The organism is Neoakkermansia glycaniphila, assembly GCF_001683795.1.
Classification (GTDB): domain Bacteria; phylum Verrucomicrobiota; class Verrucomicrobiia; order Verrucomicrobiales; family Akkermansiaceae; genus Akkermansia; species Akkermansia glycaniphila.
Genome location: NZ_LIGX01000018.1, coordinates 93,640 through 116,293, shown reverse-complemented (window position 1 = coordinate 116,293; position 22,654 = coordinate 93,640). Strand labels below are relative to the sequence as shown.

26 protein-coding genes and 1 tRNA gene are annotated in these 22,654 nt (G+C 57.6%); 18 read left to right on the top strand and 9 right to left on the bottom strand.

Annotation, left to right across the window (positions count from 1 at the left end; translation table 11 throughout):
- Positions 1–57 precede the first annotated feature (57 nt).
- The gene (locus tag AC781_RS05075) at positions 58–1,080 is read right to left on the bottom strand and encodes a rod shape-determining protein (protein WP_067774467.1); all 1,023 of its coding nucleotides are present in this window, start codon (positions 1,078–1,080) and stop codon (positions 58–60) included.
- A 381-nt stretch (positions 1,081–1,461) separates the two neighbouring features.
- Between AC781_RS05075 and AC781_RS05070 the strand changes: the two genes are divergently transcribed.
- The 4 genes from AC781_RS05070 (at position 1,462) to AC781_RS05055 (ending at position 6,145) form a co-directional block, all read left to right on the top strand.
- Complete coding sequence (locus tag AC781_RS05070) at positions 1,462–4,155, top strand: glycoside hydrolase family 2 TIM barrel-domain containing protein (RefSeq protein ID WP_197677896.1); 2,694 nt, start codon at positions 1,462–1,464, stop codon at positions 4,153–4,155.
- A gap of 49 nt (positions 4,156–4,204) precedes the next feature.
- Entirely contained in the window at positions 4,205–4,693 is a 489-nt protein-coding gene (locus tag AC781_RS05065) for a MauE/DoxX family redox-associated membrane protein (protein WP_141675764.1), read from the top strand.
- Between the two features lie 89 nt (positions 4,694–4,782).
- Positions 4,783–5,850 carry a hypothetical protein gene (locus AC781_RS05060; protein ID WP_141675763.1) on the top strand — a complete coding sequence of 356 codons (1,068 nt, stop codon included), beginning with the start codon at positions 4,783–4,785 and terminating at the stop codon, positions 5,848–5,850.
- 76 nt (positions 5,851–5,926) lie between these two features.
- Positions 5,927–6,145: a hypothetical protein gene (locus AC781_RS05055; protein ID WP_141675762.1), complete on the top strand. Its 219-nt coding sequence runs from the start codon at positions 5,927–5,929 to the stop codon at positions 6,143–6,145.
- A gap of 40 nt (positions 6,146–6,185) precedes the next feature.
- Here AC781_RS05055 and AC781_RS05050 read toward each other — a convergent pair whose 3' ends face one another.
- The gene (locus tag AC781_RS05050; RefSeq protein WP_067774519.1) at positions 6,186–7,472 is read right to left on the bottom strand and encodes an ArsB/NhaD family transporter; all 1,287 of its coding nucleotides are present in this window, start codon (positions 7,470–7,472) and stop codon (positions 6,186–6,188) included.
- Between the two features lie 333 nt (positions 7,473–7,805).
- Here AC781_RS05050 and fabF point away from each other — a divergent pair, with 333 nt between their 5' ends.
- From fabF to AC781_RS05030, 4 genes are all read left to right on the top strand, one after another.
- Positions 7,806–9,059: a beta-ketoacyl-ACP synthase II gene (gene fabF / locus AC781_RS05045; protein WP_067774456.1), complete on the top strand. Its 1,254-nt coding sequence runs from the start codon at positions 7,806–7,808 to the stop codon at positions 9,057–9,059.
- A gap of 62 nt (positions 9,060–9,121) precedes the next feature.
- A complete protein-coding gene (locus tag AC781_RS05040; RefSeq protein ID WP_067774453.1) occupies positions 9,122–9,616 on the top strand; it encodes a hypothetical protein in 495 nt (164 codons plus the stop codon).
- Positions 9,603–10,214: a recombination mediator RecR gene (gene recR, locus AC781_RS05035; RefSeq protein ID WP_067774450.1), complete on the top strand. Its 612-nt coding sequence runs from the start codon at positions 9,603–9,605 to the stop codon at positions 10,212–10,214. The genes AC781_RS05040 and recR overlap by 14 nt, the downstream gene beginning before the upstream one ends.
- Before the next feature lie 153 nt (positions 10,215–10,367).
- Entirely contained in the window at positions 10,368–10,973 is a 606-nt protein-coding gene (locus AC781_RS05030) for a sirohydrochlorin chelatase (protein ID WP_172801789.1), read from the top strand.
- Between the two features lie 15 nt (positions 10,974–10,988).
- On the opposite strand, the gene hemC is transcribed toward AC781_RS05030, so the two are convergent.
- From hemC to AC781_RS05000, 6 genes are all read right to left on the bottom strand, one after another.
- Positions 10,989–11,921: a hydroxymethylbilane synthase gene (hemC, locus tag AC781_RS05025; RefSeq protein ID WP_067774440.1), complete on the bottom strand. Its 933-nt coding sequence runs from the start codon at positions 11,919–11,921 to the stop codon at positions 10,989–10,991.
- Positions 11,918–12,952, bottom strand: coding sequence for a glutamyl-tRNA reductase (gene hemA / locus AC781_RS05020; protein ID WP_245741022.1), 1,035 nt, complete (start codon positions 12,950–12,952; stop codon positions 11,918–11,920). Before hemA ends, hemC begins: the two co-directional genes overlap by 4 nt.
- Before the next feature lie 5 nt (positions 12,953–12,957).
- The gene (gene folE2 / locus AC781_RS05015; protein ID WP_067774431.1) at positions 12,958–13,761 is read right to left on the bottom strand and encodes a GTP cyclohydrolase FolE2; all 804 of its coding nucleotides are present in this window, start codon (positions 13,759–13,761) and stop codon (positions 12,958–12,960) included.
- Between the two features lie 94 nt (positions 13,762–13,855).
- On the bottom strand, positions 13,856–14,041 hold the full coding sequence (rpsR, locus tag AC781_RS05010) for a 30S ribosomal protein S18 (protein WP_067774515.1): 186 nt from the start codon (positions 14,039–14,041) through the stop codon (positions 13,856–13,858).
- Between the two features lie 87 nt (positions 14,042–14,128).
- Positions 14,129–14,302 carry a 50S ribosomal protein L33 gene (rpmG, locus tag AC781_RS05005; RefSeq protein WP_067774429.1) on the bottom strand — a complete coding sequence of 58 codons (174 nt, stop codon included), beginning with the start codon at positions 14,300–14,302 and terminating at the stop codon, positions 14,129–14,131.
- A gap of 38 nt (positions 14,303–14,340) precedes the next feature.
- Positions 14,341–14,988 (bottom strand): TraR/DksA family transcriptional regulator, encoded by a 648-nt coding sequence (locus AC781_RS05000; RefSeq protein WP_067774427.1) that lies wholly within the window; start codon positions 14,986–14,988, stop codon positions 14,341–14,343.
- A 234-nt stretch (positions 14,989–15,222) separates the two neighbouring features.
- On the opposite strand from AC781_RS05000, the gene AC781_RS04995 reads away from it, so the two are divergent.
- The 6 genes from AC781_RS04995 (at position 15,223) to AC781_RS04970 (ending at position 19,084) form a co-directional block, all read left to right on the top strand.
- Positions 15,223–16,554 carry a UDP-glucose dehydrogenase family protein gene (locus AC781_RS04995; protein ID WP_067774425.1) on the top strand — a complete coding sequence of 444 codons (1,332 nt, stop codon included), beginning with the start codon at positions 15,223–15,225 and terminating at the stop codon, positions 16,552–16,554.
- Between the two features lie 6 nt (positions 16,555–16,560).
- Positions 16,561–16,635, top strand: a tRNA-Arg gene (locus AC781_RS04990).
- A gap of 83 nt (positions 16,636–16,718) precedes the next feature.
- Positions 16,719–17,069: a hypothetical protein gene (locus AC781_RS04985; protein ID WP_067774423.1), complete on the top strand. Its 351-nt coding sequence runs from the start codon at positions 16,719–16,721 to the stop codon at positions 17,067–17,069.
- Positions 17,069–17,293: a hypothetical protein gene (locus tag AC781_RS04980; RefSeq protein WP_067774420.1), complete on the top strand. Its 225-nt coding sequence runs from the start codon at positions 17,069–17,071 to the stop codon at positions 17,291–17,293. Before AC781_RS04985 ends, AC781_RS04980 begins: the two co-directional genes overlap by 1 nt.
- A gap of 289 nt (positions 17,294–17,582) precedes the next feature.
- Positions 17,583–18,305 carry a hypothetical protein gene (locus AC781_RS04975; protein WP_067774417.1) on the top strand — a complete coding sequence of 241 codons (723 nt, stop codon included), beginning with the start codon at positions 17,583–17,585 and terminating at the stop codon, positions 18,303–18,305.
- A gap of 56 nt (positions 18,306–18,361) precedes the next feature.
- A complete protein-coding gene (locus tag AC781_RS04970) occupies positions 18,362–19,084 on the top strand; it encodes a hypothetical protein (RefSeq protein WP_071133381.1) in 723 nt (240 codons plus the stop codon).
- 63 nt (positions 19,085–19,147) lie between these two features.
- Here the strand turns inward: AC781_RS04970 and AC781_RS04965 are convergent, their stop codons facing one another.
- The gene (locus AC781_RS04965) at positions 19,148–20,242 is read right to left on the bottom strand and encodes a hypothetical protein (protein WP_067774409.1); all 1,095 of its coding nucleotides are present in this window, start codon (positions 20,240–20,242) and stop codon (positions 19,148–19,150) included.
- Between the two features lie 345 nt (positions 20,243–20,587).
- Here AC781_RS04965 and AC781_RS04960 point away from each other — a divergent pair, with 345 nt between their 5' ends.
- The 4 genes from AC781_RS04960 (at position 20,588) to AC781_RS04950 (ending at position 22,581) form a co-directional block, all read left to right on the top strand.
- Complete coding sequence (locus AC781_RS04960) at positions 20,588–21,556, top strand: hypothetical protein (protein WP_071133382.1); 969 nt, start codon at positions 20,588–20,590, stop codon at positions 21,554–21,556.
- A 396-nt stretch (positions 21,557–21,952) separates the two neighbouring features.
- Positions 21,953–22,147 (top strand): hypothetical protein, encoded by a 195-nt coding sequence (locus AC781_RS04955; protein WP_141675760.1) that lies wholly within the window; start codon positions 21,953–21,955, stop codon positions 22,145–22,147.
- Between the two features lie 52 nt (positions 22,148–22,199).
- The gene (locus tag AC781_RS14195) at positions 22,200–22,424 is read left to right on the top strand and encodes a hypothetical protein (protein ID WP_141675759.1); all 225 of its coding nucleotides are present in this window, start codon (positions 22,200–22,202) and stop codon (positions 22,422–22,424) included.
- Entirely contained in the window at positions 22,369–22,581 is a 213-nt protein-coding gene (locus AC781_RS04950; protein WP_067774402.1) for a FitA-like ribbon-helix-helix domain-containing protein, read from the top strand. Before AC781_RS14195 ends, AC781_RS04950 begins: the two co-directional genes overlap by 56 nt.
- Positions 22,582–22,654 lie beyond the last annotated feature (73 nt).

Genomic DNA, 22,654 nt, shown 5'->3' with positions numbered 1-22,654 from the left:
GCGGCTTTCCGCAGTGGGTGGAGTCGGAGGGCCCTGATCGGGTGGGGGTGATCCGGTTCAGTCTTCTTCCTGGAAGACGGTTTCGCGTTCCTGCAGAGATTTGCCCGTGCCTTCGGCCACGGCGCTGAGGGGGTCCTCGGCGATGTGGATGGGAAGGTGGGTTTCCGCATGGATCAATTGGTCGATGCCGCGGAGCAGCGCTCCGCCACCGGCGACGACGATGCCACGGTCGACGAGGTCGGCCGCCAGTTCGGGCGGGCAGCGGTCGAGGGTGTGGCGTACGGCGTTGACGATGGTGTTGAGTTTTTCGCTGAGTGCTTCGCGGATTTCCTCGGAGCGGATGGTGACTGTCTTGGGAAGGCCGGACCCGCGGTCGCGTCCCTTGACTTCCATCTGCAATTCCTTGGGAAGGGGATGGGCGGAGCCGATGCGTACCTTGATTTCTTCGGCGGTGCGTTCGCCGATGAGGAGGTTGTGCACGGTCTGCATGTGGTGGATGATGGATTCGTCGAGGGCGTCGCCTGCGCAGCGTTCGGAGCGGCTGTAGACGATGCCTCCCAGCGAGATGATGGCGACTTCGGTTGTGCCGCCGCCGATGTCGACGATCATGTTGCCCGCGGCGTCGTCCACGGGGAGGCCTACGCCGATTGCGGCGGCCATGGGTTCCTTGATGAGGCGTACGGTGCGCGCGCCCGCCTGGTAGGCGGAGTCTTCGACGGCCCTTCGTTCGACTTCGGTGATGCCGGAGGGGATGGCGATGAGGATGCGCGGCCTGCGGAGGCGCTTCATGGACGATACTTTCGTGATGAAGTGGCGCAGCATTTCTTCGGTGACGTTGAAGTCGGCGATGACGCCGTCCTTGATCGGGCGGATGGCGACGACGTCGCCGGGGGTGCGGCCGAGCATGCGCTTGGCTTCGTCGCCCACGGCCTTGACTTTGTCGCCTTTCATGGCGACGACGGAGGGCTCGCGGAGGACGATACCCTGGTCTTTGATGTACACCAGGGTATTGGCTGTCCCGAGGTCTATCCCGATGTCATACGAGAAGAGCCCGGAAAATTTTTTCAAGAGGGAGAACATGTGTTCGTTTGTGAAAAAGGTTAAGAGTGGGCGAGGTTGGCGGGGAGAGCCGGATGTTGGCGGTCCGTCGTTCCTTTTCACGGGATGCGATGGGTGGACCGTAGGCTATCCGGAAGAACAAATTCGGTCTCTACACGCTCCTCGCGCGAATACTAGGCAATTTCGCATGGAGTGTCAATTCAAAAGTAGGTCTTGAGGTGTTGATTTATGAGGGTTTGTTGCGCGTGTCGCGCAGGTGCGCGCGTGGTGTCCGGTTCGGTGGCGGAGGCGGGAGGAATGTGCTTGATTTGCACAACGGGAATGGTATGCTGTGGGTCTTCGGGGGTGGTTTGTTCCGAAGGTTGAAAGATTTTTCCACACGATCCGGTATATATTCCTTGTATGAAGCTTATCCATATTTTATCCGCCTGTGCCACAGTTTGTGCGGCTGCTGCATCCGGTATGCCTGCCGGAGATTCTTCCGGTACGGAGCTTCCGGCCGTGCAGACGGTTTCCACGATGGCCGGGGCTCTGCCCGGCGGGGTGCGCGACGGTTTTTCGATGAATGTCGGCTGGCGTTACCATCAGGGGGATGTGCAGGGCGCGGACGGGAAGTCGTTCGACGATTCCGGCTGGGAGGTGGTGAATGTGCCCCACGGGCTGGAGCTGCTGCCCGAGGAGGCGAGCGGCGGCAAGAATTACCGCGGCCCGGCCTGGTACCGAAAGCATGTGGATGTGCCTGCGGGTCTTCAGGGGAAGCGTATGACGCTGTATTTCGAGGGCGTGATGGGGAAGAGTTCCGTGTGGGTGAACGGGAGGAAGGTGGCGGACCATTTCGGCGGCTATCAGCCGATCGTGCTGAATGTGACGGATTTTCTGGAGTGCGGCAAGCCGAATGTGATCGCCGTGCGTGCCGATAATTCGGACGATCCGACGTATGCGCCCGGCAAGCCGCAGGATGTGCTTGATTTCTGCTATTTCGGCGGGATTTACCGCGATGTGTATTTGATCGGTTCGGACAAGGTGCATATTACGGATGCGAATGAGGAGAATGTCGTGGCCGGAGGAGGGTTGTTTTTCTGGACTCAGAAGATCGATCTGGCGAAGGGTGTGGCGGAATGCGGGGTGAAGGTGCATGTGCGCAATGAGTCCGACAAGGAGTTTGCCGGGGAGGTGAAGGTTTCCATGCCTGATGCGAAGGGTGTGTCGAAGGTGCTGCCGCTGGTGCTGAAGCCGGGTGAGGCTAAGCAGCTTGAGGTGATGCTGGATGTGCCTGTGACGAAGGAGTCGCTGTGGTCTCCCGACCGGCCGAGCCTGACGAAGCTGGATGTCGGCGTGTTCCGCAAGGCTGGAGGCAAGGCGGAGGAGGTGGATGCAATGCAGCTTGATGTGGGTATCCGCACAGTGGAGATTTCCAAGGAAGGTTTGTTTGTGAACGGCGAGAAGTTCCCCGAGAAGTTGATCGGCGGCAACAGGCATCAGGATTTCGCGGTGCTGGGCAATGCCGTGCCGAACAATTTGCAGTGGATGGATGCGTTGAAGTTGCGCAAGGCGGGTATGAGGGTGATCCGTTGCGCCCATTATCCGATGGATCCGGCATTCATGGATGCCTGTGACCGGCTCGGGCTGTTCGTGATCGTGGCGACTCCGGGCTGGCAGTTCTGGGGCAAGGGGCCGTTCGAAGGCCGCGTGTATGAGAATATCCGCAATATGGTGCGCCGCGACCGCAATCATCCGAGCGTGTTGATGTGGGAGCCGATTCTCAATGAGACGAATTTCCCGGCCGATTTTGCGAAGCGCGCACACGATGCGACACATGAGGAGTATCCCGTGCCCGGTTGCTATACGGGGTGCGATTCGATTTCCCAGGGCCATGAGCATTACGAGGTGCTGTATTCGCATCCCGAGATTTCCGAAGAGAAGTTCGCCATTTCGTCGAAGACGCAGTCTCCCGATCGTGCGTATTTTACGCGCGAGTTCGGCGATAATGTGGATTCGTGGTCGTCCCACAATTCATCATCGCGCGTGTCCCGCGCGTGGGGCGAGGTGCCGATGCTGGTGCAGGCGAAGCATTACCTGAATCCCGATTATGCCTATACCTGCTGGGATACTCTGTACCGCGCTCCGGATTACCATTTCGGGGGGACTCTCTGGCATCCGTTCGATCATCAGCGCGGCTATCATCCCGATACGTTTTACGGCGGTATTCTGGATGCGTTCCGCCAGCCGAAGCTTTCCTATTATGCGTTCATGTCGCAGAGGCCTGTCGAGCAAGGGCCGATGGTTTATGTGGCCCATTCGATGACGCCGTTTTCTCCGAAGGATGTGACGGTGTTTTCCAATTGCGACGAGGTGCGGCTGACGGTGCAGGATAAGCCCGCCGTGACGCAGCCGACGAAGAATACGGGGCGCGGCCTGCCGCATCCTCCCGCCGTGTTCAAGGATGTGTGGGATTTCCAGAAGAGCAAGCAGATGACCCGCAATGGGCAGGAGGGCAAGGACAGGATCGTGGCCGAGGGTCTGGTGAACGGGCAGGTGGTTTGCCGCCACGAGGTGGCTCCTTCCCGCAGACCGGACCATCTCAAGCTGGAGCTGGATACGAAGACGGAGCTTGTGGCAGACGGTTCGTCCGTGGCCGTGGTGGTCGCCAGCATGGTGGATGCCAACGGTTCAGTGAAGCGTTTGAATAACGAGGAGATCGTGTTCGATGTGCAGGGTCCTGCTTCGATTGTGGGCGGGGAAGAGCAGCAGCTTAATCCGAAGCGTATCCAGTGGGGTACGGCTCCCGTGCTTGTTCGCATGGGTACGGAGCCCGGCAAGGTGACGGTGAATGCCTCGCTGAAGCACCGCGGTACGCAGACGCCGAAGTCGGGTTCCGTGACGTTCGATGTGAAGCCCGATGCTGGCAGGCGCCTGTTCAAGGAGCAGTACGTTCCCGGCAAGGATGGCGAGCGTGCAACCGATGGTGCCGATTCCGCCCGAGTGAAGGAGCTGGAGAAGAAGCTTGAGACGGTGACGCACGAGCTGAACAAGCTGCGCAATAAGGAAGTGGAGCGCGATCAGGCGGATTTCGAAGGCAACGCCAGGAATAAGTAACGCATACGGTTTCCGGAAGAAGATGGAGCGCTCGAAGACGATCAATATCATGATGCTGGTCCTCCGCGTGGGGATCGGCGCCTTTTTCCTGCTGGAAGGGCTGCTGAAGGTGGCCGTGCTGGCGGGCTGGGGGCTTGTGCTGCGTATGATGGGCATCGTGCATGTGAATGCGATGGAGGCCGATCTCGTGCGGTTCGATGTGTTGCCCTCCTGGGCGGATTATCCTGTGGCCGGCATCGGGCTAGCCATGGAGATTGTCGTGGGCGCCTGTCTGCTGTTCCGGTGGATGTACCGGGGGGCGGCGTGGCTGGGTGTGCTGATGACGAGCGTGTATGTGATTCTGCTTTCGCAGGCGTGGGCGCGCGGGCTGGAGTTGAGCTGCCACTGTTTTGTGCAGGAGCATAGTATTTCGGATTATCCGACGGAGATCGCGCTGCGACTGCTGTTCCTTTCTGCGATGATTGTGCTGCTGTGGGATTCCGGCCGGAACCGGCAGACGCCTTGGCAGTACAAGCGTTACGATTTTAGCGAGGTGTGAGCGTTTTTCCACTTGCATTTTCATGCGGCGGGAGCAGAATGGCGGTGGAGGATATGTTTCCTCCACCGTTTTTTCTTTACCCTTTACCTATGAAAGCTTTTGTTGTTGCTTTATGTTGTCTGCTGCCAGTGTTGCGGGCGCAGGAGGAGCTCGCTCCGTTTCCGATGCCGTCCGGGGATGAGGAATATGTTGCCTTGTCGGCGGTGCAGAAACCTTTTTCGGATGAAGAGAAGGAGGCGCTGCATGCGCTGGTCGAGAGCCGGCTGCAGCAGTTGGAGAAGATGATTCCCGATGTGCGGCTGGCGACGGATGAGCAGCTGCAGCTTCTCCGTATGTGGGAGGAGGCGTACCGTTTTGCCCCGGGCAGGGAGGAGGAGTGGTTCACTGCCATTCTCGCCGACGAGGATGAAGGGAGGGGAAGAAGCGAGTTCGCCGTGGATTACCGGTACGATCTTGCCTTGAGATGGAGTATGGGGCAGGGGGATGAATGGTCGGGTCGATTGCTGGTGCATCGGTTCCGTTCGTCGGTAGAAGGCAAATGGATCGAGGAGAGGATGGGAAAGGCTTACAAGATTCAGCTGCTGTATGACGTATGGCAAAAGGCAACGAAGCCGGAAGTGGCCGGCCGTGTTTATCAAGCCTTTCAGAGGGCGTTTCCCGATGTGATGGCGGAGGGGATGTCACGCAAGGAGCAGATGGATGCGGCCCTCCTGTGGTATCATGAGCACTTTTCCAGGAAGCGTGATTGGGACTATGTGCCAGTGAATGGAAGCCGAAGCGGAGATGCCCGGCCTCTTTTTCGGTGGAAGGTGGATTGGAAGTCCATCAAGGATGAATATGGCTGGCCGGTCGTGATGAGTCCGGACGAAGAGTATGCGGTGATGTATCACTGCAATTTTTCCGGAGCGGTTTCATGGGAGTTGTATGTGTTTCGCCGATCAGCGCCGGAGCAGTACGAACATATTGCCGTGTACAGGGTCTGCACCCGGTATGCCAATACGATGGGCCGTGATGAGGAAGATGTCGGCAGCAGTCTTGTTTTTGCCGAAGATTGGTTGGAGTTTCTGCTGAAGGATGAGAAGGGTGTTCATCGGCATCGGTTTCCGTATGCTTCCGAGACGGGGAGCTGGCACTACCGTTCGGAGAAGGAACAGTAGTAATCATGTGATGGCGGTGGGTGCGGTTTTCCGTTGCTTTCGTCCGGAAACCCGTTAGAATGGCTGTATGGGTTTCATGGCCTTTTTATTCGGCGGCGCACGGGGCGATGCGGAGTTGCCGGATGCCGAGCGTTGGGAGAAGCGCGCTCCGGGCTGGCGGCTGCGCTGCCGCCGGTGTACATTCGACGAGCCGTTCGGCAAGTACGGTTTCCGCAAGTATGCTTGCGGGGCGAAGTTTCTGCTCCGCCGTTGTCCTCAATGCGGGAGGCTCGGCTGGATGAAGGTGTGCCGGTGAAGGGCGTTCGGTTGTGTGGACCGGGCGGAGTGCAGTGGGATCAGAGGTAGCGGAAGTAGAGGTAGATGCCCGCCATGACGATGGAGAGGAGCATCAGGGGGAAGGCGATTTTGAGGTATTCGATGAAGCTGACTTTGAGGCCCCGTTGCGAGGCCATGCTGAGGGCGACGACGTTGGCGCTCGCGCCGATGATGGTGCCGTTGCCCCCGAGGCAGGCTCCGAGGGCGAGCGCCCACCAGAGCGGTTCGAGGTTGGCCATGCCCATGGTTCCCATGTCCTTGATGAGGGGGATCATGGTGGCGACGAAGGGGATGTTGTCGACGAAGGCGGAGAGTAGGGCGCTCATGCTCAGGATCATCATGGTGCTGGAGGTGGTGTCTCCCTGGGTGACGGCCATGGCTTCGGTGGCGAGCATGTTGATGACGCCGCAGTGTTCCAGCCCGCCGACGAGCATGAAGAGGCCGATGAAGAAGAAGATGGCAGTCCATTCGAGGTGGCCGAAGGCGCGGTTGAGGATGCGGGGCTTGTCCGCCAGCGTGAGGAGCATGAGGAAGGTGGCCCCCCAGAGGGCGACGGTGCCGGATTGCAGGTGCAGCGAGCCGTGCAGGGTGAAGAGGGTGAGCGTCATGGCGAGTACGAAGAGGCAGCGGCGCAGCAGGGCGTGCCGTTTGATGGCTTTGCGGGCGTTGAGCTGCATGACTCGTTCCTTGAGGGCCTGCGTTGTTTGGAGGTCTTTCCGGTAGATCAGTGCGAGAATGAGGATGGTGGCGATGAAGATGAGTGTGCAGATGCCGCCCAGGTTGGTGATAAAGGCCATGAAGTCCAGTCCGGGCACTTTGCTGCCGATCATGATGTTCGGCGGGTCGCCGATGAGGGTGGCCGTGCCGCCGATGTTCGAGGCCATGATCTGGGAGATGAGGAAGGGGCGCGGGTTGACATGGAGCTGGCTTGTCATTTTGAACATGACGGGTACCGTGAGCAGGACGGTGGTGACGTTGTCCAGAAAGGCGGAGCAGACGGCGGTGAGGGTCGCCAGCAGGATGAGGAGCCAGAGGGGGTTGCCCTTCGCCAGATGGGCGGCTTTGATGGCCAGATAGTTGAAGAATCCGGTCTGCCCGAGTACGTAGACGATGATCATCATGCCGACGAGCAGGCCGAGGGTGTTGAAGTCGATGGCACTTAATGCCTGGTCCTGCGAGAGGATGCCCGTGATGACCATCAGCATGCCTCCAAACATGGCGGCGATGGTGCGGTGAATGCGTTCCGATACGATCAGTGCGTATGAGCCGATAAAAATGGCAATGGCCAGCCAGGCAGTGAAGTCCATAAACAACGAAGCGTTGAGCACGGGGTGCCGTGTTGGGAGGAAGAGGAAGGCCCAGCCCCGGCAGAGCATGCAAGCGCGTTATTCCTAGCAGGAAGCGGCGGGGGTGTCAAGATGGCTTTGGGGCATGTCGCCGATTGAGGCGATATTCTGCCTGTTTGGGTGTTGTTCGGCATATTGTGCTGTATGGCAATGGATGATGGTTTTTTGTTGTGCATCCGGTACGATCCTGTACAGGGGGCTGGCGGATGGTGGCCGGCTGCTGCCGGCGGGGGCTGAAATGGTACTTGACTTCACCGGGGCATGGCCTTATGATGACCTGCACCCAGATCATTTATGAATGACCGTAGAATTGTAATTACAGGCATTGGTGTCCTCTCCCCGCTCGGCAACGACCTCCAGTCCACATGGGAAGCCATGAAGGCCGGACGCAGCGGGATCGCACCCATCACGCTGATGGATACGACGGACTATCCCGTGAAGTTTGCCGGTGAAGTGAAAGATTTCGATCCCACTCCCTATTTCAAGAAGAATCCCCGCGATGCTCGCCGCGTCGACCGTTTTGAAGCGTTTGCGCTGGCCGGAGCCGCGATGGCGATGGAAGATGCCAAGCTCGATCTCGATGCGGAAGACAAGACCCGCATCGGCGTGATGATCGGCAGCGGTATCGGCGGTCTCGGCATCCATTCCGAAGAAGCCGAGAAGCTGTTCAAGGGCGGACCCCGCCGCGTGTCTCCCTTCCTGATCCCGTACATGATCACGAATATGGGCGCAGGCCTCGTTTCCATCGAGTACGGCCTCGGCGGCCCGAACATGAGCATTTCCACCGCGTGCGCCACTTCGAACCATTCCATCGGTGAAGCATGGCGCATCATGAAGTTCGGCGATGCCGACGTGATGATTTGCGGCGGTGCCGAAGCGACCATTCTTCCGATCGGTCTTGCAGGTTTCGCCAATATGAAGGCTCTCAGTACCCGCAATGATGAACCCGAACGCGCCTCCCGCCCCTACGATGTGGATCGCGACGGTTTCGTGATGGGTGAAGGCTGCGGCATCGTGGTGCTTGAGACGCTTGAGCACGCCCAGGCGCGCGGCGCGCGCATTTATGCGGAAATCGTCGGCTACGGCCTCAGCGCGGATGCCTACCACCTGACCTCCCCCCTTCCCGAAGGCGAAGGCGCGAGCCGCTGCATGCAGATGGCTCTCGACCATGCTGGCATGAAGCCTGAAGATGTGGATTACATCAATACGCACGGCACGTCCACCCAGCTGGGCGATGTGTGCGAAACGAAGGCGATCAAGCGCACGTTCGGCGATTACGCGAAGAACGGCCTTGCCGTCAGCTCCACGAAGTCCATGACGGGCCATCTTCTCGGAGCGGCCGGCGGCATCGAACTGGCTGCCTGTATCATGGCGATTCAGGACGGTGTGATTCCGCCCACGATCAATGTGGACAATCAGGATCCCGAGTGCGATCTTGATGTGGTGCCGAATGTGGCCCGCGAGGCCAGGGTGGATGTCGCTTTGAGCAATTCCTTCGGTTTCGGCGGACACAATTCGTCGATCATCGTCAAGCGCTTCGAGGCCTGACGCATTTTTTGCAGCCACTTTGCCCAGTGTGAGGTGGCTGCACTGTTTCCCGGGATAATTCCATGTTCCGCCATTCTCCAGCCCATGCGAAACGCCATGACGCCCTTCTTTTCTGGTGGGCCGTCTGGAGTTGCCTCGGCATGGTGGCCGTCTGCACGCTGTTCGGGCTGGGTGTGTTCGCCGAGTGGACGGAGGGGTTGGGATGTCTGTTTACCGGCAATCCGTTTTATTTGGAGCCTTCCGCGATGAATGCCCCGGTGATGTCGCCGGGAGTTGCGTTCACGGTGGCTTTGCTGCTGGTTTTCTATACTGTGGTCGTGATGCTGCGCGAGCCTTCGCGCCTGCGGCGGCTGTGCGTCTGGGCCGGGATGCTGAGCGTGCTGGCTCTCACCTGTATGGTCGGCGTGCTGTGGGATGTTTATTTCAATGTGCTGAGTTCCGTGACGGCTGTGGCCGTGGGCGGGTTGGGCGCGCTGTTTTCTCCCGGTATCCATGCTTCCGCCCACGCGGCGGATGCGCTTGCCGAAGAAGGGAAGAAAGAGGATGAAGGCTCTTGATTATCCGCAACCTGTGCAGGAGCTGATCGCTTCCCTGAAGAAGCTGCCGGGCATTGGCAGCCGTGGGGCGGAGCGTCTTGCGCTGTGGTTGCTGCAAGGCGGCAGGAGTACGGGGAGGGAGCTGGCTTCCGCTCTGGTTGCCGCCGCGGATTCCGCCGGGCGCTGCCCGGAGTGCGGTTTTTTTAGCTTGGAAGGGCAGCGGTGCGCCGCCTGTGCCGATCCCGAGCGTGACCGGCGTATGTTCTGCGTGGTGGAGCAGCCGACGGATGTGCTGCCCGTGGAGCGGTGCGGCGTGTACCGGGGGCTGTACCATTGCCTCGGGGGCAAGCTGTCTCCGCTGGATGGGACGATGCCCGAAGATCTTTCCGTGGAGCCTTTGTTGCGCCGCGTGCATGAGACGTCCGGCTGCGAGGTGATTCTGGCGATGGGGAGCGATGTGGAGGGTGAGGCGACGGCCTTGTATCTGGCGGAGACGCTTGCGTTGCTGCCCTGTACGGTGACTCGGCTGGCGCAGGGGATGCCTGCGGGAGCGGGGCTTGGCCATGCGGATGCGGTGACGCTGATGCGGGCGATGGAGGGAAGAAAGGGGGTTCTTTGAATGGACGCAGGGCATGCCGGTTCGGCGCGCCGCAAGGCATGCAGCTTTTTGATGGTGGCTCACGGGGGCGATGATCTGCTGTGGGAGCGGGATTTATGCCCGTGCACCGCTGTGGCCGCGGAGGACGGGCCACACAGGATTTACCGCGCATTCATGCGCAGAAGCGTTCTGCAGATGCTGGACGGTTTGCCTCCGGCCGATGTTCCAGTGGTCGTGCTGCCGTGGTTTTTGCAGAGCGGATGGATTGTGCGGGAGAATTTGCCGAGGGCTTTGGCTCATGCCTATGAGTCTGTCGGAGAAGTTCCGTCTTTCGTGATTCGCCCTGTGCTGGGCGGCGATCCGTTTTTGGCCCGTATGGTGGCGGATGCGGTGGTGGAGCGCATGAGGCCGGGCGATGCGCTGCTGCTGATGGCCCATGGGAACCGTTCTTCGTTCGGGTTGCCTCCTGAGCCCGAGTTGGTGCTGGGGCGTCTGCTCGATGTGGCGGCGGCGCGATTCGGCGAGCGGCCGGAGGGTACTGTGGCCTGTTTTGACGGTGAACCATCCGCTGCGGATGTGGTTTCCGGGTTGGGCGCAAGGAGGATCGCGGTGCTGCCCTATTTGATGGCGAATGGGATGCACGCGCGGGAGAGTATGCCCGGCAGTGCGCTGGGGGCTGCGCTCGGTTGCGAGTTCGAGGTGTTGCCGCCGATCGGCGTTTTGCTGCGCCGGAGGCTGGCAGGGGATGTTCTGCCGCTGCCGGAGGTTTGGCGCGTGTGAGGGGAGAGCCCTTTTTTAATGCCGCAGGTCGGCAAGGAGTTTGATGGCGAGGGCGGCTACGCTTTCGGGGTCGTTTTGCGGGCCGCGGGCGACGATGCGCCGGGGGATGCCATGGGGTGAGATGTGAAGGACGCGCAGGACGATGGTTTGTTCGACGATGCGGGCATAGGCTCCGACGGGGGTGGAGCAGTCAGCACCGAGGAGGCGGAGGAATTCGCGTTCGGTGCGGGCGCAGGTCATCGTGTCGGCATGGTTGAGCGGGGCGAGGATGTCGAGGACGCGGCGGTCGCCCTTGCGTACTTCGATGGCGATGATGCCCTGGCCGACGGCGGGCGGGAAGGAGTCCCGCGGGAGGTCGTGGACGGTGAGGGTGGCGCCGTCGATGGTGAAGGTGGGAGAGGTGTAGCCGAGGCGAGTCAGTCCGGCGCGGGCGATGATGATGCCGTCCAGCTCGGGATCGGCGGCCAGTTTGCGCAGGCGGGTGGGTACGTTGCCCCGCAGGTCGCGGCAGCGTGCGGTGCCGCCCCAGTAGGCTTTGGCGAGTTCGATGCGGCGGACGCTGCTCGTGCCGAGGCAAAGGCTGTTGATGTCGCACCCCTGTTTGAGGATGAGTGCGTCGTGGATGTCCGCGCGGGGCAGGACGGCGGCGAGTTCGAAGCGGGGGTCGAGTTCGCCGGGCATGTCTTTGAGGCTGTGGACGGCGCAGTCGATGGTTCCTTCGGCCAGAGCCTGTTCGATTTCCTTGATGAAGACTCCTTTGTCGATGATTCCGCTGGCTGCGGCGACGGCGGGCAGGGGGACATCCGTCCGTTCGTCGCCCAGGGTGCGGATGATCCGGCGGTTCAGGGAGAGGCCGGGGGATGTGGAGGAAAGCTGTTCTTCGACGAGTTCCGTCTGGCGCAGGGCCAGTTCGCTGCCGCGGGTTCCGATGGTGAGGGTGGTGCTCATGGACGATGGTGGAGGGATTCGATCAGGTCGTTGCGGTTTTCGTGGATCCAAGTATCGATCATCAGTTCGCAGTTGGCAATCTCTTTTTCCCGGTTCTTGCGGGTTTCGTTCGCCAGCTGGCTCATGGTGTCGATGTCGTAGACGTGTACTCCGTCCACATCGGCGCATACGGGGTCGATGTTGCGCGGTACGGAGAGGTCGATCAGGAAGTGGGGGCGCTGCCCGCGGCGTTCCTGAATGGGCTGGATGAGGGAAGGGGTGATGATGTAGTGGGGGGCGGCGGTGGAGACGATGACGATGTCGATCGTTTCGAGGAAGGGTATCCATTCGTCGAAGCGGATGGCTTTGCCGCCGATGCTTTGCGCAAGTTCGAGGGCGCGGTCGAAGGAGCGGTTGGCGACGAAGATGCTTTCCGCGCCGCGCGATTTGAGGGCCTGCGCGGTGACTCGGCTGACGTCTCCCGCGCCGACGATGAGGACGCCGGCGCCCGAGAGGTTGCCCAGGATGTTTTCCGCCATCTGGACGGAGGCCGCGCCGACGGAGGTGGGGCCGACGGTGATTCTGCTGTTGCTGCGGACGTATTTGCCGAGGGTGAAGGCGCGCTGGAAGATGCGGTTGGAGCGGCCGCTGGTGAGCCGGGCTTCAAGGGCGGTGCGGTAGGCATCCTTGACCTGGCCGAAGATTTCCGTTTCTCCGACGACCATGGAGTCAAGTCCGCTGACGACGCGGCAGAGGTGGCGCAGGGCGTTTTCTCCGTGTTTGAGGTAGAAGTGGGATTCGAGGTCCACACGGTCGGCTGCGCTGCCGAGGAAGTAGTGGAGTATGAGGTGGGCGGATTCCCGTGGCTGTTTCGACCAGAAGTAGACTTCCACGCGGTTGCAGGTGGAGAGGAGGACACATTCGTCCACGAAGGGGATTTCCCTGAGTTTGGCACCCGCTTCGGCAAGGGCCGTGCGGGGGACGGAGAATTTTTCGCGGATGGAGACGGGCGCCGAGCGGTGGTTCAGCCCGAGGCAGAGCATGTCCAGCATGGGTTCTAGTCCTTCTTTTGATCGCCCAGCGTGCGCTCGATGACGGCGTATGCCTGATGGTTGTGAATGGATTCGAAGTTTTCGGCCTCGACCCGGTACCAGCTGAAGGCGTTGTACGATTCGGTACGGATGGCGATGTTGCGCACGAGGTCTTCGACGAAGACGGGGTTGTCGTATGCCTTGTCCGTGACCCATTTTTCATCCGGCCTTTTGAGCAGGCTGTATACGGGGCAGCTCGCGCATGCTTCGATGAGGTCGATGAGGTCTTCGATCCAGACTGGGCCGGAGGTGAAGCGGACCGAGTAGGTGACGATGCCGCGCTGGTTGTGCGCGCCGCGTTCGCTCATGGCCTTGGAGCAGGGGCAGAGTGTGGTGACGGGTACGGTGACGGTGAGAAGGAAGTCCACAGGTTCACCCAGACGTTCGTCGATGACGAAGGAGACGCCGTAGTCCATCATGCCTTCCATGCCGGTGACGGGTGCCGCCTTGCTGCGGAAGAAGGGGAATTCGATTTCGACATGGGCCCGCTTGGCTTGCAGGCGTTCCAGCAGTTTGCCGGGAAGCTGGACGGCGGAGTGTACGTCCAGATGCCGCTTGTGGTCCTGAAGGACTTCGACGAAGCGGCTCATGTGGGTGCCTTTGAACTCTTCGGGCAGGTCGACCGCCAGCGAGATGGTCGCTACGGTGGATTGGCGGCGATGCTCCTTGTCGCGTACGACAATGGGGTATTTCAGGCCTTTGACGCCGACTCTGTCAATGGATACCTGCCGGGTATCGCGTTCGTTCTGCGTATCCTTGAGTTCTTTCATGGCACCTGTCGGATGGATGGAAACGGGAGTTTGCCCTCGTTGGACAAACTCCCGAAAAAAGTCAGCAACCTGCCGAAAATTCCCTTAAGTTTTCTTAAGGAAGGAGATTGACGGCACGGGCGCGGCGGATTTCGCGAGTGATCTTGCGATGCATTTTCGCGGAGACGCCGGTCACGCGACGGGGAAGAATCTTGCCCGTTTCGGAGGTGAATTTGGAGAGGAATTCCGGGTTCAGCATGTCCACGGCATCCTTCGGGATGTCGAGGCGACGACGAAGCATCGTCTTATTGCACGTACGGAAACGGATGCGGCGTTGGACGCTCTTGAATTCGTTGATCATATTGCTTGGTGAGTTGCAGTTGAGCGATTAGCGCATTTCGCGATGCAGAGTGCGGCGCTTGAGGAAGGGGTTGAATTTGACCTTCTCAAGGCGGCCGGGCGTGCGCAGGCTCTTCTTGTTGCGAGTCGTGACGTAGCGGGACGTGGGCTTGCCTTCAGCCTTCGCTTCGGTGCATTCGAGGATGATGATATCTCTGGGCATAATTGCGTATTGATGAATGTGCGGGGGCAGAGTATACACTATTCGGCGTCATCGTCAAGAGAAACTGTAGATTCGACATCATTTTGTACTCCCGCGTAGCCGACGAGGCGGGAATCCTGAGGCCGAAAACGGGCGGCGGTGCCGTGTTTCTTTTCGTATTCTTCCTGGCATTTGACGGTGAGGCGGCAGTACGGCCGTACTTCGAGTCTGCCTTTGGGGATGAGCTCGAGGGACATTTCGCAGATGCCGTAGGTGCCGAGGCGGATGCGCTCCAGTGCGGCATCGATTTCGTAGAGGGTTTCGCGGTCTTTGGCGAGGAGGTTCAGGGTGAGGTCGCGGTATTCGGCTTCGGAGCCGGCGTCTGCGGTGTGCTGTCCATTGGCGGATGCGGCGGCGGAGTCTCCCGAGCGGAGGGTGGAGCGGGTCGTTTCCGTGACGGTAGGAAGGATTTCATCGCGCAGGCGCATGAGTTCGTCTTCCTGCTGGGCGAGGAATTTTTTCCAGGTGCGGTCTGCTTTGAGGATAGCTTGGGCTTCTCGGATTTTCCGTCTGCGCTCTTTTTCCTCGGCTGCCGAGACGACGCTGTTATCCTTGGCGGGAGCTGTTTTCGGCGCGGCCGGCTGTGTGTTCTTGGCGGATGCGGCAGGCTTCCGGGCCGTGGACGGTGTGTTTTTGGGTGTGGCCATGGTAAGGAAGGATGGTAGGTATATGGATGGTTTTGATCGGGAAACGACGGAGTCACCGCTGTGGACGACACTGTAGTACGTACCAAAAATGACGAAAATGTTCAAGGTGAAATGATGTTTCGTGTGTCTTATTTTTTTTGGCACAAAAAAATAGGAGTGAAAGTTAGCGCTTGTCAAGAGGACGGAAATGTGGCAGTCTCTGGGGCGACCTCTCTCTATTTATCTGCGCGCACTATGAAGTTATCCATTATCGGCACCGGCTATGTAGGCTTGACCACAGGCACCTGCTTCTCCGAAGTAGGGCACGAAGTCGTTTGCGTGGATAATAACCGGGAGAAGGTGGAAGCCCTGCTGCGCGGCGAGATTCCGATTTACGAACCCGAGCTTGAGGAGCTGGTGACGAAGAACGTGAATGCCGGGAGGCTTCGTTTTACGACCAGCATTCGCGAGGGGGTCGAGAATAGCGATATTATTTTCATTGCGGTGCCGACTCCTCCCCAGCCGGACGGTTCCGTGGATCTTTCCTTTATCGAAAAGGTTTCCCATGAGATTGCCCTGTGCCTGACTCCGGAACTCGGCTACCGCATCATTGTGGACAAGTCCACCGTACCCGTCTGCACGGGCAGCAAGGTGATGCAGACGATCAAGCGCTACGCACCCGCCGGGGTGGATTTCGATATCGTGTCGAATCCCGAATTCCTCCGTGAAGGATGCGCTGTGCAGGATTTGCTGAATCCCGACCGCATCGTGATCGGCGCCGATTCCCAGCGCGCGATGGATATGATGAAGCGCGTGTACCAGATGTTCCATGCGCCGATCGTGGAGACGGATCTCAGTTCTGCCGAGCTGATCAAGCATGCGGCCAATTCTTTCCTGGCTCTCAAGATTTCCTATATCAACGCCGTTTCCGCCATTTGCGAACGCAGCGGAGGCGATGTCGAACTCGTCGCCCGAGGCATCGGGATGGACAAGCGTATTTCGCCCCACTTCCTTGCCGCAGGGCTGGGTTATGGCGGTTCCTGCTTCCCGAAGGATGTGAAGGCTTTCATCCACATCAGCGACGATCTGGGCGTGCCGTTTACCCTCTTGAAAGAGGTGGAGCGCATCAACCAGACGCAGCTCGACCGCTTCATGAACCGCCTGCGCGAGAAGCTGTGGATTCTGCGCGATAAGCGGATCGCCGTCTGGGGGCTTGCCTTCAAGGAGAATACGGACGACGTGCGCGAGTCCGTGGCTGTGAACCTTTGCCGCCGCCTGTGCGAGGAAAAGGCCATCGTGTCCGCCTTCGATCCGAAGGCCAACGAGACGGCTGCCCGCGTGCTGGGCGATGCGCCCGTGACCATCTGCGACGATATGTACGAATGCGCCCGCGGCGCGGAGGTGCTGATTATCGCAACGGAATGGAAAGAATTTGCCAATGCCGATCTGGTGAAACTCAAGGAGCTGATGCATCTGCCGATTATTTTCGACGGCCGCAATCTACTCCATCCGGCCAATGCGGTGCATGCCGGGTTCGAGTACCACTCGATCGGACGCGCATCCGTTTACCCTGAGAAAAAACAGTAATATAAAGGGCTCGTAGTTCAATGGATAGAACATCGGTTTCCGATACCGACGGTGTGGGTTCGATTCCCGCCGGGCCTACCACTGCTTCCTGACGGAAAGGTGGTTGATCGGATTGTTGCAGGGCGTTTGCGTGACGTGGGGAAGAGTTTTGATCTGCATCGAATATGGATAGGCCGTTGAAGCTTTTGGGTGAGTATTTTCTGATGCCTGCGCTGGATTCCGGCCAGCGGGAGTGGTTGAAGCTGGAGCTTTGGCTGGATGGGGAGAAGGCGCGTATTTATCCGAGGCTGTATGCGCGGGATGAGTTTCGCGTCGTGTCCGGCGACGATGAGCCGCGAGAGTTGAAAAAGTGGTTCTGGTTTGAGGAGTGCGGCTGGTTTCTGCCGTGGGGATGTGCCGTGCTGACTATCTCGGAGGAGGAAGCGGTATGCATCGTGCAGGAATATGTGGAGCGGCGTATGCGGGGGGAGGATGTGCCGGAGGAGGTTCAACGCATGCTGTATGAGGAGCGCTGATGGTTGTGTTCAAGAAAGAGCGGTGCGAGCTTGTCGAGCCGGAGCCGGGAGTATGGAGGCGGACGGTGCTTTACCGCGAGTTTCAGGGGGAGAGGGTTCTGTGTGTGGAGGAGTCGCTGGTTTCTTTCGATTTGCGGCCGGTCGGCGTGTGTTATCCGAGCCGGTGCCCTTGCTGGGTAGTGGATGATGCCGTGATTCGGGATGCACAGGATGAAGGCGTTTGACCGTGATGCATTTGTTTCCTTGATGTGGTGGTCTTGTACCGGTTTGGGGTCAACATCAAAATCGGTGGGAAGAGAAATTTTGGAGAAAGAAGCATCGATTAAATGCCCCGCATTCGGCCAGTATACGCAGACGGTAGTTTTCAAAGTTGAGATACCCGTACGCCTGCCCTGAATGAGGTTCATTTTTCTGTGGAATTCCTCTGTGATTCCATTGTTTTGACGATGCGTCAAGATTAAGTTATTTAATTTTATTGAAAAATAGGCTATTTTTATTAATATTAAATAAAATATGGAATTGATATTTTTAACCTTTACCAGACTAATACCGAAAGGCATGATCGCAGGGATGCTTTTGGCAGGGGCTGCGTGGGCGGACGATTCCGCGGCTACGGCTGCGAAGGCGGAGAAAGCGAAATCTCCGGAGGAGCGTATTTTCCCGTCGGCTCCGTGGAAAAAGCTGGATGTTGCCGTGCCTCTGGTCGGAGAAGGTGGGCCGCCTCTTTGGAAAGAAGGTGAAATACAGGAAGATACGGGAGAGCTCATGCTTTCCCAGCGGTTGCAGCGGGCCGATGAGCTGCTGCTGGTCTGCTATTTCGAGTCGAAGTATGTGCCGCAATACAATGCTCGAAATGGAAAATTTACATGGCGATGGAGAATCCATTCAAGAGGTCGCGTTGTGCAGGCTCTTCGCGGAAAAATCCCGGTGGGGAGCATCATTGAAGTGATACAGGCGACAGAAGAAACGCCGCCCGGCACATCGTACACCCGAAAGGATTTTGTCGCCAACAAGGTTCAGGAGAAGACCGTTTCAGAGCCTGGGGTTCTCGTGTATCTTCTGATGGAGCGCGAGGAGGTGAAGAAGGAAGGAGGCATTTACGTGTATCGTAAGTTGGATTACCTGACGGAACGCCCTGCAAAATTTTACACCGAAGATCTTGGACGTTTCATCAAGGTTCGTCCCGCCAGCATCGTGGAAGAGAGCGTGCATGCCAGGCTTCTGCCGGGAAGGTGACGGTTCTTTCAATCAACACACTGCCGACATGTGCAGTATAACACAGAAATAAAAATATGAAATCGATCTCTACAGCATTGATCCGGCAAATGCCGAAAGTAATGATCGCGTGGATGCTTTTGGCCGCGCCTGCATGGGCGGCAGAGTCCGCGGCTACGGCTGCGAAGGAGGAAAATGCACAATCTCAGGAGGATCGTATTTTACCTGCTGCGAAATGGAAGAAACTGGATGTTGCCGTGCCGCTGGTCGGAGAAGGCGGGCCGCCTCTTTGGAAAGAAGGTGAAATACAGGGAGATACGGGAGAACTCATGCTTTCCCAGCGGTTGCAGCGGACTGATGAGCTGGTGCTGGCCTGCTATTTCGAGTCGAAGTATGTGCCTTTATATAATGAGAAGAAAGGAAGACGTACATTGCGCTGGGATCTGCATACAAGAGGTCGCGTCGTACAATCGCTTCGAGGGAATATCCCGGTGGGGAGCATTATTGAAGTGATACAGGAGACCGACGAAACGCCGCCCGGTACATCGTACACCCCGAAGGATTTTGTCGCCAACAAGATTCAGGAGAAGACCGTTTCAGAGCCTGGGGTTCTCGTGTATCTTCTGATGGAGCGCGAGGAGGTGAAGAAGGAAGGAGGCATTTACGTGTACCGTAAGCTGGACCACCTCAGGGAACGCCCTGCAAAATTTTACACCGCGGATATGGAACGTTTCATCAAGGTTTGTCCCGCCAGCATCGTGGAAGAGAGTGTGCATGCCAGGCTTCTGCTGGGAAGGTAACGGTTGTTGCCATAAACTCGCTACCGGCATGTGCGGCAGCGAGTTTTGTTGAGGGTATGTATTCTATTTCCGGGGTTCGTCCCAACATTCCCGATGGAGTACCCAGACATCGCCTTTTGGCATGCTCGCAGCAACATGGAGGTTCCCATCTACAGTAAGTCCGGCATGTCCACCGCTAGCAAAGATGACGATATCGCCCATTTTGTCTTGCTCATAGCTGTCGTATTGCGCTCCCCCTTCATAATAATCCGGGGCAGTACAGGCAATTTTCTCGCGAAGGAATCTTTTCATGTTGGCTGCACTCTTAAGGATATGTTTTCCCCATGATGCATCGGGCGTGTCTGAAGGCGCTTCAGGATTTAGGACAATCAGGTCGCTCCCGATGGTTTGCATGTTGTCGGAAACCTGGTTGCCATTGATCATGTAAGCGCCGATGCGGTATCCTGCGCGATTAAGCGCCACGCTGAGGCGAGAGGCGCAGGGTTCATCGGCCAGTGCTTTTTGATAGGCTGCTTCAGGTAGGTTGAATTTTCCCCAGAAGTTTTCTCTGCCCGGAGCTCCGATATAATCCACCGGTCCGCGCGGATCCGATGCAGGATTTTGCTCAATCTGTTCAGCAGGTATGTAGGAGCCCGTATAGCCTTTTTTGATAGCTTCCGCTTTGTCTTTGGGCATTAAATTGACTGCTCTCAGTGCGCCGAATTTGACTCGGGAGCCATTGAGGCATACTTCGCATCGCGCCGCATTGCGCGATGCCGTGTATTCGATGTTCGTGTAGGATATTTTGACCCGGTAATACCCCTTGTACATGATGCCGAGTTCAACGGCGGAGCCCATGTAATACTGCCCACCACCGGCAGGGCCGGGGTTGGGCCGATCGACTGTAGCCTTTTTATCGGGAAATGCGTCAATGGAAAATTCTCCCAGATCGTCGGCACCAATCTGAATGTTGGCATTCTGCACAGTCTCGGCAATGTATATGTAGCCTGTCCATTCGTATTTGCAGGCGCCCCATTCGTGTCTGGAAAAGGAGGGGTTGGAAGGGATGGAGGTTTCGTCGGTGTTGACGGCTTCCGTAAATTGATGGCGAACAGCGTAAGGGACAAATATGTCTTGCATGTTGCTGCCGTCGGGTATGATTGTTGTATCGTTTGACATAATTTTGATTGGTATGGTGAAATTGTTTTCTGAAAAAGTATCAAAAAGACGGTGTGATTATTTACTGGTTTTGCTGTTTTGGCAAAGAATTCATTCACTGGGGCATTGATGCCTGTTTTTTGAGTTTTACCCAGATCGTATGTGCGAGAGGAGTTTCCGGTTGTTTCTGTCGCGGGTATGTGCCGTGTTCACCATTCCGGAGGAGGAAGCGGTGCGAGCTTGTCGAGCCGGAGCCCTTGCTGGATGGCAAATAAAGCTGGGGTGCACGAGGCTTCGGATGAAGGCGCTTGACGGTGGTGTGGCGGATGGGCTATATTCCGATGGATGCATGCGTTTGTTTCTTTGATGTGGCTGTCTTGCGCCGGTCTGATGATGGCGGGAGACGATTTTTCCATTTCGGACGAGGATTTGGAAAAGGAGATTTATCATTCGCGGTGGCAGGATCGCCTGTTGGAGGTGAGGTGGACGGTGGAAGCTCCGGAGGTGGTGGAAGGCGTTGCGCCGGGTGTGGCTCCCGCTTCGCTGGCCGGGAAGAGGGTGGTGTTCGATTTTTCCAAGGCGGAGGAGCGGTTGAAGCCTTGGAACGCGCCTGATGACGGATGGAGTGTTTGGGCTCCGGTGGAAGATGCCTCGAGGAAGGATGTGGTCGCGTTCGACGGAGGGGACGATTTGGATGTGTGGAGGCGTTTGAGTAACGGCGCCAAGGCGTCGGAGTGGCATTTGCATTATGCGCCGGGTGATGACGGGAAGACCGGGAGTGTGGGGTGGAGTTCGGAAACGGCCCCGGCAGGCGGGAGTGTGGATGAACGCCATCTCGTGTTCGAGGCGCCGGAATCCGGGTATGTGATGCCCTATCAAGATTTGGCTGCATGGGAGTTTCGACGGGAATTCCGCGGGGTAAGGTTTACCGTGGTCGATTGCCGTGCGTTGATACGGAAGGCTGCCGAGGCCTGCCGGGAGGAGAAGCAAACTATACGGGTGCATCTGTCTTTTGAGGCTGGTCCGCATGATTGGTATATGGAGCCGTGGAGTAATGATTTTTCTGCGGAGAAGGTCGTTGTTTCCGATGCGGACAAGCGGGCCCTGAAGCGGTTGCTGGCGGGTGTGCGTGCGGGAGACTGCAAGTCGTCCATGCGGGCGGATGTGCCTTTCTGGGTGATTCATATCGGCCAGGATGTGAGGTTGTCTTCTCAGGAATGGGCTTTGGGGATGATCGGTTTTGCTTCAAAGGAGGATGCGGAGGAGTTCACGAAGCTGATGGCGAGGTTGGTGAAGGTTCCCGTTCGTTTGTCTGAGGACGAGGCCGGGAGATGATGCGGATGTTTTGCGATAGGCGGTGATGTGCTGCGGAGGGCGGTGGAGGGCGGGGTGAAAATTCGCGTTTGTGTTTTGTTAGCGTGTTCGGGACTGTGTGTCTTTCGCCACACGGTGCAGGTGCGCAGAGTGGTGAATTCGGCGGCCCTGACGATGTGGTTCCCGTGCTTGTCTGTTGGGCATTTCGGGAGAATTTTATTCTAACTTTATTGTTTTCTTTTGTTAAACATGGGCTTTTTTAACTCTATCATATTGACTTTTTTGTCTAAAATTTTGCGACATAGAGCCTATTTTTTCGATGTTGTAACACAGTTGTTACAAAGTATTTGCGACTTTTTGAAAAAAGGATATTTGCACTCTTGACAAATGCGGCAAATGTCCCTAACGTTACTTGTCATGAAGATGCAACACACTGCCCATTCGCAAAGGTACGTTCACGTAGAGGATGAAAAAAAGCTGTTCAATTTGTATTTCGATCGGGAGACATTCGAGCGGGTCAAGAAGAATGCGAGGAAGAAGAAGGTGTCTTTGTCCCGGTGTATTCTGGAGCTTTCGAAGAAGTATTGCGAGAGCCAGGAGACGGCAAAATAATTTTTTACGGATTTCTCTTGACGGTGTACTACACCTATGATAATTTGTCGCCATGCCCAATGCCCCCGATCCAGACAAGACGATGCTCAGCGTTCGCATGCCGCGTACGCTGTATGAGCGCCTGCGAAAGCTTGCGCGGAAGAATAAGATGAGCATTACGGATTATGTGCTGCAGATCATTACCCTTGAAACAAAAAATATTACCCTCACTGCCGAAGACTATGAAAGAATTGCCCAACAAACAAGAGAAGCAGAGCGCAGATTGCGCAATCGTTGATTTCCGTGTGCCGCGCGAGCTGAAGGAGGCTTTGCGCAAGACTGCTGCTGCGGAAGGCCGTTCGCTGGAAGACCAAGTGCTCTTTTTTTTGCATAAGGGTGTAGTACACCTTTTCGAGGGTTTCTCTTCCGAGGCCGGTTGCGATCCGATCAACTAATTTTTTACTCAAGGTGTAGTACACCTATCCAAATTATTTGCCTTTTATGTTGTTTTATTCTGTGTTGTCCAGA